Source organism: Paraburkholderia sediminicola (assembly GCF_046026895.1).
Taxonomy (GTDB): domain Bacteria; phylum Pseudomonadota; class Gammaproteobacteria; order Burkholderiales; family Burkholderiaceae; genus Paraburkholderia; species Paraburkholderia sediminicola_C.
This window is the reverse complement of sequence record NZ_JAQQEU010000002.1, coordinates 121,956-138,793: the sequence shown is the minus strand read 5'-3', so window position 1 is coordinate 138,793 and position 16,838 is coordinate 121,956. Positions and strand designations below refer to the sequence as shown.

The window sequence follows — 16,838 nt, the reverse complement described above, 5'->3', positions numbered from 1 at the left end:
CGCCGCGCGCGCCTGGCGCTCAGTGCCGACGGCCTGCGCCCATCCTAGGTCTCGTCGCCAGTCATCCGGCATGACGCTCTCTTCCGACACAGAAAACATCGCTTCCTCGCCGGCCTCTACGCGCAGCAAACGTTAGGTATTGCGCTGATCAGCAGTAGACCGAACTTCTTGGCAAACCAGCGTTCCCGGCAGTGCGCCTGCTGGGTGTACAAGATAGACGACCGGCAATCCGGCCAGTACATCAACAATGTCCGCCAGAAAAGCGTGCCGCACGAGGGGCCGAAGGGCACGGTGTTGCCGGACTCGTGATGCATGTGTGCGCAACTTAAATTACGTTGCCACAGCAGGGTCCACGCGACATTCCAGTTAAAACGCCTTGTCCGACACGCAGAGCTACAGCAAGCGGCCGCGAGAGGCGGTAGAACGAGTTTCGCCGCATCGAGCGCGGAAACAAGCGGCCGGAGGTCTTTTTCGTCGCAGTACATCAGGATGAACAACACCATTTGCGCCAGGGAGACAAGGCCGGAATACGCGCGCATTTCAATCGCGAGGTAGCCGCGGTTCAACTGAGAGATGTGTTCGCTTAGGCGACATCATATGGAGAATAAACGCTTCCGGTCGAGCAAAAAAAGGCATGGACGGCGTCGAAATAATTGACGTATGGCGACGCTAGATAATATGAATCTAGAAGCTCCATGACAAAGTCTGCGGGCCCTCGTATGAGAGCCCCCGTGTTTGTCGCCACGATCCGACGACGTGTCCTCAGGCGGTTGCGGATTTAGCACTCGCTCGACGACGACAAGTGGCCGTTCCGTCCACTTGATCGAAGGCATGCGATGGACAGTGATCACGATGAGGACATCGTCAACCTGCCGAGGGACCGGAACAAAAATATTTTCGTGTCGCGAAAGCCCCGCATGCGAGGCTCGCGCTCCTGCCTCAGTTGATAGTTGCTTTCCGCCCGCTAGTTCGGCCATTTGCCGCCACGCGCTCATGTCAACAATCAGGCCATTCGCGAATAGCGTCACAGTACCAGCGTTGCGAGTACAGTCGTATAGATACAGCCGTTCATAAGCACTTCTCCTGACGCGCCTTGCGCGAGCCAGATTTCTTATCTTTGTGTGCACCAGCGCGCATAGGGTTCTGAAAACCAGTGGACGAAACCGAACGCGATATGTTTGATTGGCGCACTTCAATTCCCAAGATAATCGCTCGAATAAGCGCAATCCAACATATTCGCTTTCCGCGAGATTGCTATTCGATGCGGAGAAGGTAATATTTGCAGAACCACCCGCACAACCTGAAGTGGCGATTTCAGCCGACTTTTGAGCATTAAAGTTCTGGTTTTTTCGGACATTGTGTTTTTCATACGATTACAGAACTATTTTTTTGCTTTGCTTTTTCAGTTATCCAGGCTTAGTCTGTCTCCAATGCAAACGACATAGGTAAATCCGACTTGGTTCCGGATTAGGGGCGTACGACCTTGTTCGTTAATCGCATCACGAAAGCTGGAGCGAGAATTATGGACAAATTGGATCGACCAGACTTGTACGCCATGGTCCATGCCTTTTCAGCCGGCAAAGTGTTGCATGACCCGCAGTTAATCAAACCGTCGATACGCTCGCTCGATCAGAACCGGTGAAGGGCGGGCGACACCCGAAAGCTCAAAGCAAGGTTATGCGCTGCCGCGTATCTTCGGAAGAGCCCTAGCTTTCGTTTCACTAATCGATTGACACGGTTTGAAAAGGGGCGCTGCCACGATGCGCGCCACGGAATCTAGCGAGACGCCGATCCATCACCCTAGATCGGACGGGGCCCCGACGGCGTATTAGCGGCACTGACGGTCGCAATGGCGATCGGCATGAGAATTTAAGCGACTGGGGAAGCCTGGCGAGATCAGCCCTGATCGCCTAGAAAAATTGAGGAGAACTGGATGGATGCGGAAAGAATAAACCGACGACATGATGCGTGTGTACTCCCAACGTCGTTCCAAGACCCGCTGGAAATACTCAGCTATTGGGTCACCCTGCCTTTCTGCCGCTATGCCTGTGCCTGTAACGTCCGTTGGAACGATATGGCAACTGTGAGCGCCGAGATGATGAATTCGGCGGGCGGGTCGCACACGATCCGCGGGGTTCGGGGCAGTTTGCCGCCCCCCCGCACCCTTCGTACAGACGATGAGTCGACGACCGCGCGTGAAAGTTCCATCTGGACGGGCGCTCGCAGTCTCGCCAAAGCAACTCCTGCAGTCGTCTACACACACCAGCCCGCTGCCAGTCGCACTAGTGCCGCCGGCAACTTACGCCTTGGTTGCGGTCAATCCCCACAGTCCCGTATTGCCTGCACAACTGTCAGTGTCAATCGTCATGCGGTGCGGCTCACCGACAATCCGCTTGATCAATGATTTTCGGCGGGTTTGCCGCCTACCTTAAGACGAATGCGTTACAGAGCATTGCGAACGCGATGGTACCGTCGTTTTTCCCTGTCGCCGACTTCTTTCTGCTTTTGGTGCGAATGATCAACCGAGGCACACAGCAACACAATCCGGCGTCAAAATAAGGAGAACGTAATGACCCGAAAAGTCGCATTAATTACCGGTGTAACAGGCCAGGATGGCTCTTATCTGGCTGACCTGCTGCTATCAAAGGGCTACGATGTGCACGGCATCAAGCGGCGCACGTCGCTGTTCAATACCGACCGGATCGATCATCTTTGCGGTGATCATCACGCGGCTGACCGGCATTTCTTCCTACATTACGGGGATCTCACTGATTCATCGAGTATCGTGCGAATCATTCAGCGCGTGCGACCAGACGAAATATACAATCTCGCCGCGCAGAGCCACGTCGCCGTGTCATTCGAGGAGCCGGAGTACACCGCGAACGCGGATGGTCTAGGCACGCTGCGCATTCTCGAGGCGATGCGCATTCTTGGCATGGAAAAAACAACGCGCTTCTATCAGGCGTCTACCTCAGAGCTATACGGACTGGTGCAGGAAATGCCGCAGAAGGAGACCACGCCCTTCTACCCGCGCAGCCCATACGCAGTCGCAAAACTATACGCGTACTGGATCACCGTTAACTACCGTGAAGCTTACGGCATGTACGCGTGCAACGGGATTCTGTTCAACCACGAATCGCCCGTGCGCGGCGAGACCTTCGTCACCCGCAAGATCACGCGCGCCATTGCGCGAATCGCGGTGGGACTGCAGGAGGACATGCATCTAGGCAATCTCTCGGCGTTGCGTGACTGGGGCCACGCACGCGACTACGTCGAGATGCAATGGATGATGCTACAACAAGATGAGCCAGAAGACTTCGTGATCGCCACCGGCGAGCAATACAGCGTGCGCGAATTCATTCAGGCAGCGGCGGCCGAACTAGGCGTGACAGTGCGTTTTGAAGGCAAAGGCATCGAAGAAGTGGGGGTGGTCGACCGGGTCGAAGGTAAGGAGATACGCCTGTCGCCGGGCGACGTGATCGTGCGCGTCGATCCTCGCTATTTCCGACCTACCGAAGTGCAGACACTGCTCGGCGATCCGTCCAAGGCCCATATGAAGCTCGGCTGGAAACCGTCGACATCTTTCCACACGCTAGTCAAGGAAATGGTGCGTGCCGACTATCAGATCGCACGCCGCGACGCGCTGGTGACGCTTGCCGGCTTCAAGGTCCTCGAACGTCACGAGTAATGGCTATGGACAAGACCGCACGCATCTTTGTGGCCGGCCATCGTGGAATGGTCGGCTCTGCCTTGGTGCGCCGCCTGCAGGCGGACGGCTACATCCACGTCTTGACAAGAACCCACGCCGAGCTGGATCTGCTAGACCAAGCGGCCGTGCGGCGCTTTTTCTCCGACGAACGTATCGACGCGGTGCTACTGGCGGCGGCGCGCGTCGGCGGCATTCTCGCCAATGCCACGCAGCCGGCTGACTTCATCTATCAGAACCTCGCGATCGAAACCAACGTGATTCACGCAGCGTACGAAGCCGGCGTGACTCGGCTCGTGTTCTTCGGCTCGTCTTGCATCTATCCGAAGACGTGTCCACAGCCGATCGAGGAAACATATTTGTTGAGTTCACCGCTTGAACCGACAAATGAGCCTTACGCCATCGCCAAGATCGCGGGGCTCAAGATGTGCGAAGCGTACAACCGCCAGTACGGTACGAAGTTCGTCGCGTTGATGCCGACCAACCTGTATGGTCCCAACGACAACTATGATCTGCGTACCAGCCACGTGCTGCCCGCGCTGATCCGTAAAGCTCACGAAGCAAAGTTGCACGGCGACAACGTACTGACGGTGTGGGGAACTGGTTCACCTCGACGGGAATTCCTGCATGTCGACGACCTCGCCGACGCGACCGTTTTCGTGCTCGAACGGGAAGTCACCGGCGGACTGCTGAACGTTGGCGTTGGTACTGACCTTTCGATTTGCGAGATCGCGCACCAGGTCGCACAGGTGGTCGGCTTCGACGGGCAGATTGTGTTCGACACGTCGAAACCGGACGGCACGCCGCGCAAGCTGCTGGATGTGTCGCGTCTTGCCGGAATGGGCTGGCGCGCTCGCATCGGCCTGCGGGAGGGCATTGAAACGACGTATCGCGAGTTCGTTGCGCGCTTTGACAAGGAAAGAGAGCACGCATTGCCTGGGTGGCGTTGACATATCAAGGCGCCGGCATAGATGCTCACCTTACTGTATTTGGTCGCAATGCAAGCGCGGTCGACTTGCTAACCGTCAACCTGCGGAGGTTTCGATGAATGTGTCCGTCCGAACCAGACTGAGGCGTGCGATAAAGCCCACCGTCGCTTCCCTGATTGTGTCTATCCCCGACGGGATACAGCGGACATTAATGCTTCCGAGGATCCGAAGATACGTCATACATCTGCCTTTGATCAAGGGTGTCTATTCGGGATGCTATCGCCAGCATCCGATAGACAGAATCCTTGGAACTGACACGAGCGGCTTTGTTGATTCAGACAGGCTGACTAATGACCAACCGTGCGACGAGAACAACGCTTACATGGTTTGTCAACCAAGTATCGTGCGGCGGGCATTGGAGAGCTTACCCGTAATCGAAGGCTATACGTTCCTGGATTTAGGGTGTGGTAAGGGGCGAGCGCTGATTGTAGCAACCGAATTTCCCTTCTCCGCCGTTCTCGGCTGCGACATCAGCCGCGGCCTCGTTGCGAGCGCTAACGCCAACGCCAACGCCAACGCCAACGCCAACGCCAGAATTCTAGCGACGCGATTTCCCGATCGGACAAAGATGCGAGCGCTCGTTTCGGACGTACGCGAATTAATCTTCCCAACCGGCAAGCTCGTCATTTTTCTCTACAACCCATTTGGACAGTCACTCATGAGCGATGTGCTGTCAGGCTTGCTGAATGGACTTGAAGTCGACGCTATCGAGCACGTTTTCATTGTCTATTGCAACCCGGTTGTTGCTGATGCAGTAGACGCTATACCGGGTTTTCGGCGTTGGAGTGCGGACACATACGAATACGCACCGAATGAGCTCAACTTCGGTCCCACCGCTAGTGACGCGGTCGTTGTTTGGCAAAGCGTCAAGAACGCGATTCCCGGCGAGTCAGCCGCTTGCCGACGGCAAGTAAATATCGAGGGTTCAACCGCTTACCTGGATTAGGCATTTCCGTTCGAGAGGCTGTCCAACAACGGTCTAGTCGACCTGGCGGCTTAAGTGTCTCATGTCCCTCCCACCTGGACGTTGATCTCGTTGCCAAATGGGCCATAAAACTCGATGCGCCGGCATGTGGAGAACGATGTTGTTTGCCAGCCAGGATTTAACGGAAAAATTGGTGCCGTGGACGCAGGCAATTCCGCATGTTCTGCCTGTTGATGCCGGCGCCGAAGAAAGCCGCCCAGGCCGCGTGGGCGTCCCCGCTTCCCACACTCTGCCTCGCGATAGGCAACCTCATAACGTTGGAGGACGGACATGTCACGAGAAGCCTTGCAATCAAGCTTGATCCAAAGCTTGGGTGAAGTCGCGGGGCCTTGCGGCGCCAATCGCCACGGCACGGCTTTAGGCTTGTTTGTCCAGCAAGCGCGTACGCAACGACGTGCGTACGAGGTCGACCGGCTTATTTTTGAATTGAAGAGCCAGGACCAAGGAAATCAGCGCTTCGATGAAATGTTTTGTCGGGGTGCGGTGATCGCCATTGGTGACTACGGCGGCGCGCAGGACTTCGCAGAACTGGAGACATGGGGCCAGTGTCTGCTCGAACTGGCCGAGTCTCGTCCCGAGCACACCGACATCCAGCTCCATCTCGCCCGCGGTGCGGCGAGTGCCATCATTAGCTATGGCAAGGCGCGGGCGTTCGCGGACGTGGAAAGGTGGGGCCGGCATCTGCGTGGGCTCGCCGAACGTCATCCCGGGCACACTCAAATCCAGCTCCAGCTCGCCCTCGGTGCGGTCAATGCCATCGGTGACTACGGGAGTGCGCAGTCGTTCGAAGATATGGAAGTATGGGGCCGGTATCTACGCGAGATCGCAGAGCGTCATCGGAAGCACGCCGATATCCAGCTCCAGCTCGCCCGCGGCGCGGTGAACGCCATCAGTCGCTACGGTAACGCGCAAGCATTCGCGGAACTCGAGACGTGGGGGCGGCTTCTTCGCGAACTCGGTGAGCACCATCCCGAGCACGCCGATATCCAGGTCCGGCTCGCCAGCGGCGCGGTGAATGCGATCATAGCGTACGGTAGCGTGCAGGCGTTTGCAGAATTGCAAGCGTGGGGTTGCTATCTGCGCGAGGTTACTCAGCGTCATCCCGAGCGGAGCTAAAGTCGGAAATGGCGGTGCGACATATGTCGCCATCGGACCCCGCGCTATGCGGCATACGGCGGGGGACGAAGCCTGAAAGACGACGCCTCGCGCTCAAAGGTTCACCTCGGTGAACCGGAAGGGATTAACACCCTCGGGAGTAACCTAAGCAAGCCACATCTTCTTGCGCCTCTATTCGATCTCCCTGTGCTCGCCGCCGCATTGCCGATTTCGCATCGCCGTAATGGCGGCGGTCCGCAAAAGGAAGTTTTCGGGAGCGACTACTTGCCTTTCCCTCTATCCTTCAACGAAATGATCCGCTTGGCCAAAAGCGCCGCGCTCCCCAAAGTGCTGAGCGGAATTGTCAAGCTGAGTGTTCTGACCAAATTGTCTTTGCTCCAAAAAAGTTTATACGTCTCAGTACCGACCCCAAGGTCCAGGTCGATGCGAAGATCGATCGCCCATCGAATCTGATACTCCAAGATCGCCACCCCTGGAGAAAATTTGGCGTAGGCATCATCGTACGCAGTGATTATTCCGTAGGCGACGCCTTGACCCACCCCCGCAATACACGCAGCGATTGGCTTTTCATTCAACGTCAACACAAATACCAAGTGGGGGTTGTGCGGTGGGGCAAGCGTGAGCAGCGACACCAGTAAGTTACGATAATCCGTGGAGGCAATCCAGTGTCCGCTTTTACCCGTGCGCCTCGCCCACTCCGCTTTCTGAGCCAACATCCAATCGACGAGCTCCTCGCATTGCCGTGGATGTTCGCGCCCATAAATCCTCATTGCGACTGAACCTTCGCGCCCAATCCGACGAATAAGGTCTTTTGGCCGCTTATTTGCTTTGGAGCGCAGTCCGAGAGAAAAAGTCTCCCAGCTCGTCTCGTTCCTCAGCCGGGCAAGCGGAGCGTGATCCGTTGTAGCCAATGAAAGCAACTTCAGCGGCGGCAGATGCGAGTAAAGTACCCGGTCTTCCCTAATGTAAGGCAGGCTAAGAATGTCTGCCCGGCTACGGGACCTCACAATCTTCCATGCAGCAGCAATGTCCTCTTCCATGTCTGTCGCTGTCGCCGCTTCAACAAGCAGCACTGTGTAGTCAGCGGCGCCTGCGGCAAGCGGCCGGACCACCTTCCAAATGCCTTGCCGGGTGATAACCAGAGGCCATACCAAGGCCAATCGTCCGTTACGTCGGCCGGTAAGGCACCACAATCGAACATCCTCTGCGGACGAGTTATTGACCAGGCACTGTCGGCAAAAATAAAACGATTCGTAGCTTTGCCCTGAGCACGTGCGCCAAAGTCTGTCCCACTCCTCCTCCAACGCGAGAAATTCGCTGGTTTCCCGAACAATATGAAAATGCATCCCTAAACCGTCGACAAACCGTGGCTGCTTCATTTCAATGGAATCCTATCCGATTGTAGACCTGCGTCCTGGTGCGCGCTTGGCCTCCCGGAACTTGCGTCCATGCGAAGTGAGCGCGAAAGAGACGAATTGAAATGATAAAAAAACAGGAACGATATAAGCAACGGCAATCATTAAAGATCCGCGCAAGAGAAATGTCAGGTAAAACGACAGATAGAGGCCCAGCGCTCGGCTCAGCGGTGCAGACTCAATCAGTGCATCGATACGACGGGAAAAATAGCCAAGTAATGTACCGTAGAGAATGACACCCCCCCAGGAGAAGTCGAGATATCCCTCTGCAGGCAATGGCGCGGACAAGTTAAAGAACCACATGGTGTAGTTCCGCGATAGAAACTCTCCTATTACAATCCCGGTCGCCAGTGGCTTGTCTGGCCAGGCTGTGTGGGGCACAAAGAACAACAGCGACCCTGCGAGCTGCTTGCCGTAGGCGATTCCATCCCTGCTCACCATCTCGACAACCGCCTCCGTGTTGGCCCACGCGTCATAGGCGGTGGAAGTAAAATGTTCCGCGAAGATGTTCTCGTACGCGGCCGGTGGCATCGGCCACTCGTCGACTCTATGGTGTGTGAATATTTCAGAAACTGGAAAAAACAGTCCGCTCAGGACGAAAATCGACCAAAATACGCGCGGCGAGCTTCGCAGCCACGGCCGAAACAATAACGCGAGTAAGGTCAGATAAATCGGTCCGAGAGTGTTTCGCTTCTCGATAGCGGGATTTTGACAAAGGAACAGAAAAATGAAAGCAGATATCGCGAGCGCAAGCCAAATTGGCCCGATTCTACGCGGACGATATGAAACAATCAGTACAAAAACCGGGAAGATCAGGAAGAAGAATAACTTGCGTCGAATCAGCTCAAGCGGTGTGATGTCAAGTCCATCAAAGTCCCCAGCTTGCAGACGTTGGGCGAACTGAAAAGCACTCAGCGCCGCGATTGCACAGACCACTAGAGTGGGGATAAGCGCAACATATCTGATCTTCAGCGTCGACAGCAAGCGGCTTGCTCCCCGGGAATGAGGCGGTGGAATGAGAAAGCGGCCTCCCAGATAGGATGCTATGAATACAACGTATATCATGTTTGACTGCACGGCAAACGTATCATCGAGCCGCTGAGTATTGACCAGAGTTTTGGCGTTGTGCGCGAATTGAATAGCCGGTGCAATGATCAGAAAAATAATTTCAAATACGACAACGGACGCGTCTGGAAATGAAGGCTGCGTGTGGAACAAATTCATGCCGAGATGCAACAGAACTACACCCAGCAATAGGATCTGGGACACAAATACCAACGGGGTGATCGCTGGACAATTAGCAAGCGTATAGAGCTGCACAGTGCACAGGATGATGCCTAGCGCCAAATATGAGAGCACGTTCGACACGTTCTTCATAAGAGACCCCATTTTGTTTCGGCAACCGCTCTGAACTGGACTATCGAACGCATACCAGCCCCATGGGTGTCCGCGCGGATGATCCGCCCACATATAACGGGTCCTGCACGTTCCCTACCGCGACGATGGAATGGGTCGACGCTACCTGAGCGACAGAGGCCCCGTCACGGATAATCGAAAACGTCGGCGTTCCGACGACGGCCGGCACACGGAAGACATTTAAGCCTGCATTCCCGCTCGACGTATATTCGGCCCCGCCGACAGTTATTCGCATCGTGGCAGAAGCCGTTAGAAAGCCGATCATTTCGATTTCGTTGAACACCGGCCCCTCCCCCATCTTCACTACAGGAGTCTCCGGCGCAGAAGATCGGCCGGGGGAAAAGAGCTGCCTACGGTGAAAGTAAATAATGGTATCTCGGGTAATTGGCGGTGCCTCGCCACTTCTGGCCCATTCGATGTAGTACGCTGCGAGATCGTAAAACGCGAACGCAGTCCCGGCTGAAGGGGAGGTATGTGTCGATTCGGAGTAGTCGTTCCACGTGACGAGCTGCACGTAGGCCGGGTTACTGGCTAGCACTTGCGACCACTGATCCCGAACCAGTTCGGAATTGCGCGCTTCCCAAAACATCGAATCTTTCGGGCGCGCATCCTGTGGCGCGACGGGTATCATCACGTCCGCCCCGAGAGACTCGATCGTCGCAAGCGCCTGGTTTTCCCATCCTCCTTTTCCTATCGACTCCGACGGGGTGCGAACGCCCCAGAATGAGAACGTATTGGCAATCGAGCGGAGGCCACTAGCTTTGGACGGGTTTAATAAAATCGGGATCAGCGTAACCTGTACGCCTGCGGCGGCCGCCCCCTGAACAACCTCCGACCAGAAACTTGGACTTACATTCTCCGCGTAAAACGGCGCGATGGCCAAACTGCCGTCGGCAACTCGAAACGCAGATTTCTTCCCGGCGATAACTCGTATCGCCGCGACCATTTCTTTCGCACTAGCGCCGGCGAGAGCCGACATATCCGGTTCGGCCAGGATGGCAAAGTTCGGCGTGGCCTTCTCTGCAACTGAGTAAAGACGCATCACATCGTCCCATTGCGTGCCCTGGTTGAGTTGCATCAGATCAACTCCAAAACCATCTATGCCGATGGTCCTGGCGCGCAGCATCTCCACGGCCAGAGCGCGTTCCTTATATGTCTTGAAGTCGTACGGTGTCAAAGGTATCGGCCGATCGCGCAAATAGCCACCAACGCTCAAGAACTTGTTCTTCTCCCCATTTGGGCTCAGGTATTGCGTGCAGTAGTAATCAGATGCTGCAGGCAGGTTATCGAGCGATAGAGGAAACGGAGTAAGGTAATGAGCAAACACATGGGGACGAAGTCCCGACCCACCTCCGACTGCGGCGGTGATTGCGAATGGCCAAACCGTCGGCGGTGATTCTGCGTCAACAAGTGACTGTGCGTCCGCTTGCAAAGCACGCCATTGTTCGCTCGTAAGATCGGTGGCACATTGCGCTGCCGACTGTGCCATCGAAAGCACCAACGCAAGCTCGAGAGACACCACGGCCCGGCGGACGCTGATTCCGGAACCCATGGCTAAAGCGGCTCGGACTACGCCGCATATCGTTCGATCGTTCACGCGTCGTGAAGTCCCGTGGGACGATGCGTCATACCGTCCCGCATCGAACCGCGTTGCCTTGTGAGCGAGGAGCTCCCAAACGCGCTGGATGAACCACGCGTGTACCCGGCAGCCTGCGGCGTTTCGCCCCCGGCAGCGGGAACAGTCGCGAGCTTGTTGGGGTTCAAACGGCTCTTCTTACGTCCAACAGTGTTGAGCAGAGCTCCGGTTGTACGAACGCCGACTGATTCAAAAGCTTCGATGCAAGCTTCTAAATCTGCGAGCCTTGAAGCGTTTGATTGCGCGACAACGAACACGCATCCCGCTTGATGCGCAAGCACGAGCGTCTCCGCTGCGCTTAGCACCGGTGCGCAGTCCAGGATCACATACTCGTAACGATCACGAAGCGACGACAGCGATTGCTGCAGAGCGTCCCTTGAAAGGCAGCCGAGGGAGCCATCCGATTGGAGTCCATGCGGCAAAAAGTCAAAGCCCCTTTCCGAGCCTAGACGAACACCCTTTTCGAACGTGCTACGACCGGAGATCAAATCCGACAGTCCCGGCGCAGACCCGGCGTTTCGTTGCCGAGATAAGCTGCCGTGGCGAGCATCTCCGTCTACCAACAACACGCGAGCGCCGCCTTGAGCGAGTAGGCCGGCCACGTGCTCGGCGATCAACGACGTTCCCGTTCGCGCGTTGACCCCGCTGAAGAGAGCAATGTGAGAGCCGGCCTGGTGCATCTGATATTGGAAGGCCGCGCAAAATCGCCGCAAACTTTCGCTCGACGAAACGTTACCTTGAGCAATCCTGGTCGCCGTCCCATTATGGACAGTGCCTGCGCTTCGTCGAAACAGAGCATTGCTCGATAACTCACTGAACGCTCCGCTCGCGAAGACAGGCAGACCTGAGCCCCGCGATATATCGTCGGGACCATCGATCTTCCCTGACCACAGTTTCCTGACAAGCGCCAAAATCGTTCCCAGAAACGCACCAGACAGGACTCCGAGCATCACGATTAACCATCGCCGTGGTTTTACTGGCTTTTCCGGAAGAGTCGCATCGTCGATCAGCCGCACCTCGTCGACTCTGCCCGCCTTAATGAAGCGCAACTGCTGCATATTCGCGAGTAAGCCCGCGTATAGCTCATTGTTGACGGTGATGTCGCGTGAGAGCCGAAGCGCTTGCTGCTCGACCTCTGGCAATGTCTTTGCTTCCTTCTCCAATTGCTCGGCACGCGCGGTCAACGTTGTGATCTGCCGGTTCGCCGCGAGTACGCTGCTGTCACTGCTCGTGAAGCGACGTAACAATTCCTCGCGCTGCATCTGAAGATCAGTGACCTTTGCCTGGACGTCGGCCAACTGTTTGATGACTACGCTTCCCTGCTCACCAAGGTTGAGCGATCCCGTCTCGTTTCTGAACCGGCTATACCGGTCCTCGGACTGTTCTATCTGCGCCTTGAGTGCCGGAAGTTCCGTGCTAAGTGTCTCGATCGACTTTTGCGCGTCCCTACTCTTCCTCGCTGCCTCACTCGAGACATATGTCGTACCGATCGCACGCAGAACTTTCTGAATAAAAATCGGATCGGTCCCTTCCAGCGACGCGCTGAGTATATTCGATTCCTTCCCGCGTTCGCTAACGTTCAAGCTATTCTGGAGCTCGTCAACTATCGCCGACTGGGAGCGACGCCGAAGGACGAAAGCCTGTCCCGCATCGCCAGGAAGAGAATCAATCTTGATGGAGATGGTGCCGTACCGCGATCTGAAATTCTCTAACGTCGAAACCGTTCCTTCGAAACTCTCTTCGCTGTCAGGGACCAGGAGCCGATAGCGTCCGTTTCCTTCGGACACGACTTCCAATTGTTTGCGTCTCAGCTGTCCCGGCAGCTCAGCAACAGAAGCCGAGCTCCGGGGAGATTCGCTCACCGTAACGCCTGCTATCCGGCGCCAAGCCTGCCTGAACCTTTCTTGCACGCGACCTAAAATGCCGCGCCGCGGGGTCAGCGAGATGTCCAGATGCATGGGGGCAATCGCAGCCGCCAGAATGCCGCGAGACGTAATTTTTTCGATCTCTGTTGCTGCGCGAGGCTTGACGGCAAACAGGGACGAGACATCTCCCAGTGAACTCCGGCTGGACGATTCGGTCGGGTCCTGGACCTGAAGCAGGATCGACGTCTCATATACCGGAGGTTCGAGAAATGCGTAGGCGGAGGCGAGCGACCCAAGAGTGAAGACTGTAATAACGATAACCTTATAGTTACTTTTCAGGAACCGCACATACGGCTCCGCTACCATATCGACTCTTTCACCGCGTCGGAAAGCATCACTCATTTCGAAGTCCTTAGGCATCTGTAGAGCTCCGGCAAAAACAGAAATAAGTTCTCGTTTCGCTGCACCTACACAATTCGACCACTCTGACTTCACCGCCCCAACCCTAGCTTCCAGATCCTCGTATGGTCTGTGTCCTACCGAACATACGAGATTGCACCACAAGGATCACAGGGCACAAAACGTTTGCGTGGGAGTTTTCATCTTGCCCGTTTACATATTTCACAGCGACAAAAATCAAAAAGGCTACTAATTTAATTCCTCACAAGAAAAGTTACGGGTTTCTACCAGCTATCCTTTCGGTTGTTACGATTTTTTTTGTGGGCTATGCTCAAGCCGACTTCCATGAATCAAGTCCCATCAGCGCCTTTGGGGGACCTTTAGGCCTATTTTTCTCCTTCTCCTTGCAAGACAACCGCCCTAAACTCGAGGGCGCAGCCTGCGCGTCATCGCATTCGCTCCAACACCATCTGGAGTACGAACCGTCAAAAAAATAGGTGTTGTGGGATCGGCGCGACACTTAAGTCGGCTAGGGATCAAGATCTCTACACACGGAGGATATCCAATGGCTAGAAAAGCGTTGTTCAGTGGCATGACCCGGCAGGAAGCTTCATATTTTGCGAAGCAAATCTCGCCATTGGTAATGCGTTGCGTCTTTTCGAAGCATCTGTATGCTCGCGCTCAAAGTGGAAAATGCGGTTTGGACGAGAATCGACATCGAAGCCGGTTGGCATGGTTGCTTGCATCCGTTTTGAGCGAACGCCGCTTAGAGGCTGCAACTTCCCGCTTCCAGATTGACAAATGTCTTGCACCGGCATAACCCGCTGCGCTCGCTCCTGACTCATTCAAGTAGGACGCGGCGCATCCCAGTAAGCCGAATGCACCCATTTAAATCGGGCGAAATGCGCCCGACAAAGCGGAGAAGGCATGTTTCCGATCTCTGAGGCATCCAAAGCAGTGTCCCGCAATGGCCCAGCTCCTCCGCCACGACGGGTGCTTACCCCGAGCAATTTAATTCTTGATCGCGAGCGGTCTATCTTCCACGAGACGTGGTGGCTGGATATCGCATCCGGCGGTCGATGGACCCTGGCAACTGTCGAGGAAAGCGGAACAATTGTCGGAGAGATGCCTTACTACGTTTCCAGAAAGGGGGTATGGCGGGCGTGCGTCAATCCCCCGCTCACGAGAACGCTTGGCCCGCTGATTGTCGATAGCGGGCAGTCACCGATGGCGGAGTTCCAGCACCGGGTATCTGTCACTACCAAGCTTATCGAACAGATTCCACGCGTTGACAGGTTCTTTCAGGTATTCGATCCTCGAATCAGGGACGCGGTGGCATTTTCTCTGAATGGTTATAACGTCTCACTCGGCTTTACGTTCAGAATCTCTTGTGAACAGACCCGCGAGGAGGCATGGCGCCGTATCCGAAAGTACACGCGAAACCTGATAGTCAAGGCGGAGCAGGAGCTAACTGTCAAGACCGTACCGTCCGCAGATGATTTCCTGAATTTCTATAACGCAAATCTGGCGGATCGCAAACAGAGAAATGCCTACGGTACGCAAGTTATGGGTGACCTAGTAAAGGCGTTTATTTATCGCAATGCGGGAACCATAATCGGAGCATACTCGACGGACGGCGTCATGGTCGCAGCCGTGGGATTGGTCTGGGACAGCCGGACCATGTACTACCTACTGACGACACGGGCACAAGAGGCACATAGCGGCTCGATCAGCCTGCTGATATGGAACGCGATCCAGATCGCCATCCAGCGGAAACTGGTGCTTGACCTTGATGGAATAGCGAGTCCTTCGATCTATCGCTTCCTTTCCTCTTTCGGTGGATCCCTTGATCAGCGCATCGAGGCTGAAAGAATGACCACAACCTACTCCCTGGCTCAGACCCTACATCGACGCATTCTCTCGCGGACTTCGAATGGGGCCACCCTATGAGCCCTTCAGGGATCCGTGGCATCGCCAACCGGGTGAGTCATCTGACTCTGACCAAGCTCGATGCCGCGAGCCGCCTTGTAAGGCCTGAAACTGGCCCACAGCATCCATGCCGTCGAAACAAATGCACCCGGAACCAGCCCAGCGATCACTCCATTGAGCCCCCAGCAATAGCCACCGGTGGGTACGGCGACGAGCAGCACACAAATCTGCGCCACCAGGCTCTGCGTAACGATGCCAGGCCTGTTCGTAGCTCGAAGATAGGCGGTCACGACCGTCCCCACTCCCCTAAATGCAGTACCTATCATCGCAAGTCGGAAGAAGGGCGTGGAGTTCTCCCAACTCGGACCCAACAATACTGTAATGATCATGCTCGCACTAATCTGCGCGTATACGAATACCACCGTGATTCCAATGACGATCACCACGATATAGCGTCTGAAGGCGTGGTACGCCTCCTCGTGGGATCGACGAAACTGCGACGAGAACGTAGGAAAAAGATATTGGGCAGCTGCGTAGAGAAAATCGAACAACAGCATCTGCGACAGTTTCGACGTCATTTGATAGACGCCCAGACTCACGGGCCCGAACCACTTCCCGACCACTACGCGGTCGAACTGGTTAAGCAACAGGCCGTTAGCGACGCTATCAGCCCAGATCCAACGGCTGTACACCGTGTAATGCTTGATCGCGCCCAGTCGAAGGTTTGGCCGACACGCGGGATTACTCATGATGAACAGAGTGATGCTTCGGACAAGTTCCGAGAAAATCATTGCACCGAGTACGGCGTACACCCCCATTCCAAGCAGTGCCCCGGTCAGCGCCAACGTGAAGTCCAGCGCCGCGGTGCAACACTCAAGGATAGCGATTCGCGAGAACTGACGATCACGCGCCCAGACCGACAGGCAAGGCGATGCGAATCCTCGCAGGACCGGGACCGCTGCGGTCCCAAGCAACAATGGCATTGCACCAGGAACATGGAACTGGCGCGAAAGCAACGGTGCGAGTGCGACCATGAGGATACCAATGGAGAGGCCTCTTAAAATGAGCAACGACCACGTCGCACCCAATTCCGTGTTGCTGGGAGGCGCAGCTTTTTGCACGATGGCCTGTCCGACCCCGGTGTCGCTCACCGCTTCAGCGATTGCCAACACCAGTAGCGCAATGCCAACGGTTCCAACTGCCGCCGGACCCAGAATTCTGGCGATCAGCAAAAATTTGATGCCGACGAGCGCGCGCATGAGGCCTTGCTGGAGCAAGACCGCAATGGCCCCGCTAAGCCACAGTGACCGGCATCGACTCTTGAAAGAGATCTCATTCGATAGCAAGGGAACCGGCCTCCAATTGGATACAGCAGGATTTTT

At 55.7% G+C, this 16,838-nt stretch carries 11 protein-coding genes; 5 read left to right on the top strand and 6 right to left on the bottom strand.

Translation table 11 applies throughout. The annotated features are described in order from the left end of the window. Nucleotides 1-116 precede the first annotated feature (116 nt). Entirely contained in the window at nucleotides 117-566 is a 450-nt protein-coding gene (locus tag PQR02_RS02565; protein WP_408224974.1) for a hypothetical protein, read from the bottom strand. Between the two features lie 2,003 nt (nucleotides 567-2,569). Here PQR02_RS02565 and gmd point away from each other — a divergent pair. The 4 genes from gmd (at nucleotide 2,570) to PQR02_RS02545 (ending at nucleotide 6,796) form a co-directional block, all read left to right on the top strand. Further along, nucleotides 2,570-3,688 (top strand): GDP-mannose 4,6-dehydratase, encoded by a 1,119-nt coding sequence (gene gmd / locus PQR02_RS02560; protein WP_408224971.1) that lies wholly within the window; start codon nucleotides 2,570-2,572, stop codon nucleotides 3,686-3,688. Between the two features lie 5 nt (nucleotides 3,689-3,693). Next, nucleotides 3,694-4,656 carry a GDP-L-fucose synthase family protein gene (locus PQR02_RS02555; protein ID WP_408224968.1) on the top strand — a complete coding sequence of 321 codons (963 nt, stop codon included), beginning with the start codon at nucleotides 3,694-3,696 and terminating at the stop codon, nucleotides 4,654-4,656. A 229-nt stretch (nucleotides 4,657-4,885) separates the two neighbouring features. Continuing rightward, complete coding sequence (locus tag PQR02_RS02550; RefSeq protein ID WP_408224965.1) at nucleotides 4,886-5,641, top strand: class I SAM-dependent methyltransferase; 756 nt, start codon at nucleotides 4,886-4,888, stop codon at nucleotides 5,639-5,641. Nucleotides 5,642-5,950: 309 nt separating this feature from the next. After that, nucleotides 5,951-6,796 carry a hypothetical protein gene (locus tag PQR02_RS02545; protein ID WP_408224962.1) on the top strand — a complete coding sequence of 282 codons (846 nt, stop codon included), beginning with the start codon at nucleotides 5,951-5,953 and terminating at the stop codon, nucleotides 6,794-6,796. A gap of 260 nt (nucleotides 6,797-7,056) precedes the next feature. Here PQR02_RS02545 and PQR02_RS02540 read toward each other — a convergent pair whose 3' ends face one another. From PQR02_RS02540 to PQR02_RS02525, 4 genes are read right to left on the bottom strand one after another with little or no spacing between them, the layout of a single operon-like run. After that, the gene (locus PQR02_RS02540) at nucleotides 7,057-8,175 is read right to left on the bottom strand and encodes a GNAT family N-acetyltransferase (protein ID WP_408224959.1); all 1,119 of its coding nucleotides are present in this window, start codon (nucleotides 8,173-8,175) and stop codon (nucleotides 7,057-7,059) included. A 12-nt stretch (nucleotides 8,176-8,187) separates the two neighbouring features. After that, entirely contained in the window at nucleotides 8,188-9,588 is a 1,401-nt protein-coding gene (locus PQR02_RS02535) for a hypothetical protein (protein ID WP_408224956.1), read from the bottom strand. A 40-nt stretch (nucleotides 9,589-9,628) separates the two neighbouring features. Further along, the gene (locus tag PQR02_RS02530) at nucleotides 9,629-11,179 is read right to left on the bottom strand and encodes an endo-1,3-alpha-glucanase family glycosylhydrolase (protein WP_408224953.1); all 1,551 of its coding nucleotides are present in this window, start codon (nucleotides 11,177-11,179) and stop codon (nucleotides 9,629-9,631) included. 41 nt (nucleotides 11,180-11,220) lie between these two features. Then, nucleotides 11,221-13,548, bottom strand: a complete 2,328-nt coding sequence (locus PQR02_RS02525; protein ID WP_408224950.1) for a GNVR domain-containing protein — start codon at nucleotides 13,546-13,548, stop codon at nucleotides 11,221-11,223. Nucleotides 13,549-14,454: 906 nt separating this feature from the next. Here PQR02_RS02525 and PQR02_RS02520 point away from each other — a divergent pair. After that, complete coding sequence (locus PQR02_RS02520) at nucleotides 14,455-15,477, top strand: GNAT family N-acetyltransferase (protein ID WP_408224946.1); 1,023 nt, start codon at nucleotides 14,455-14,457, stop codon at nucleotides 15,475-15,477. Nucleotides 15,478-15,482: 5 nt separating this feature from the next. Here PQR02_RS02520 and PQR02_RS02515 read toward each other — a convergent pair whose 3' ends face one another. Further along, a complete protein-coding gene (locus PQR02_RS02515) occupies nucleotides 15,483-16,802 on the bottom strand; it encodes an oligosaccharide flippase family protein (RefSeq protein WP_408224943.1) in 1,320 nt (439 codons plus the stop codon). Nucleotides 16,803-16,838 lie beyond the last annotated feature (36 nt).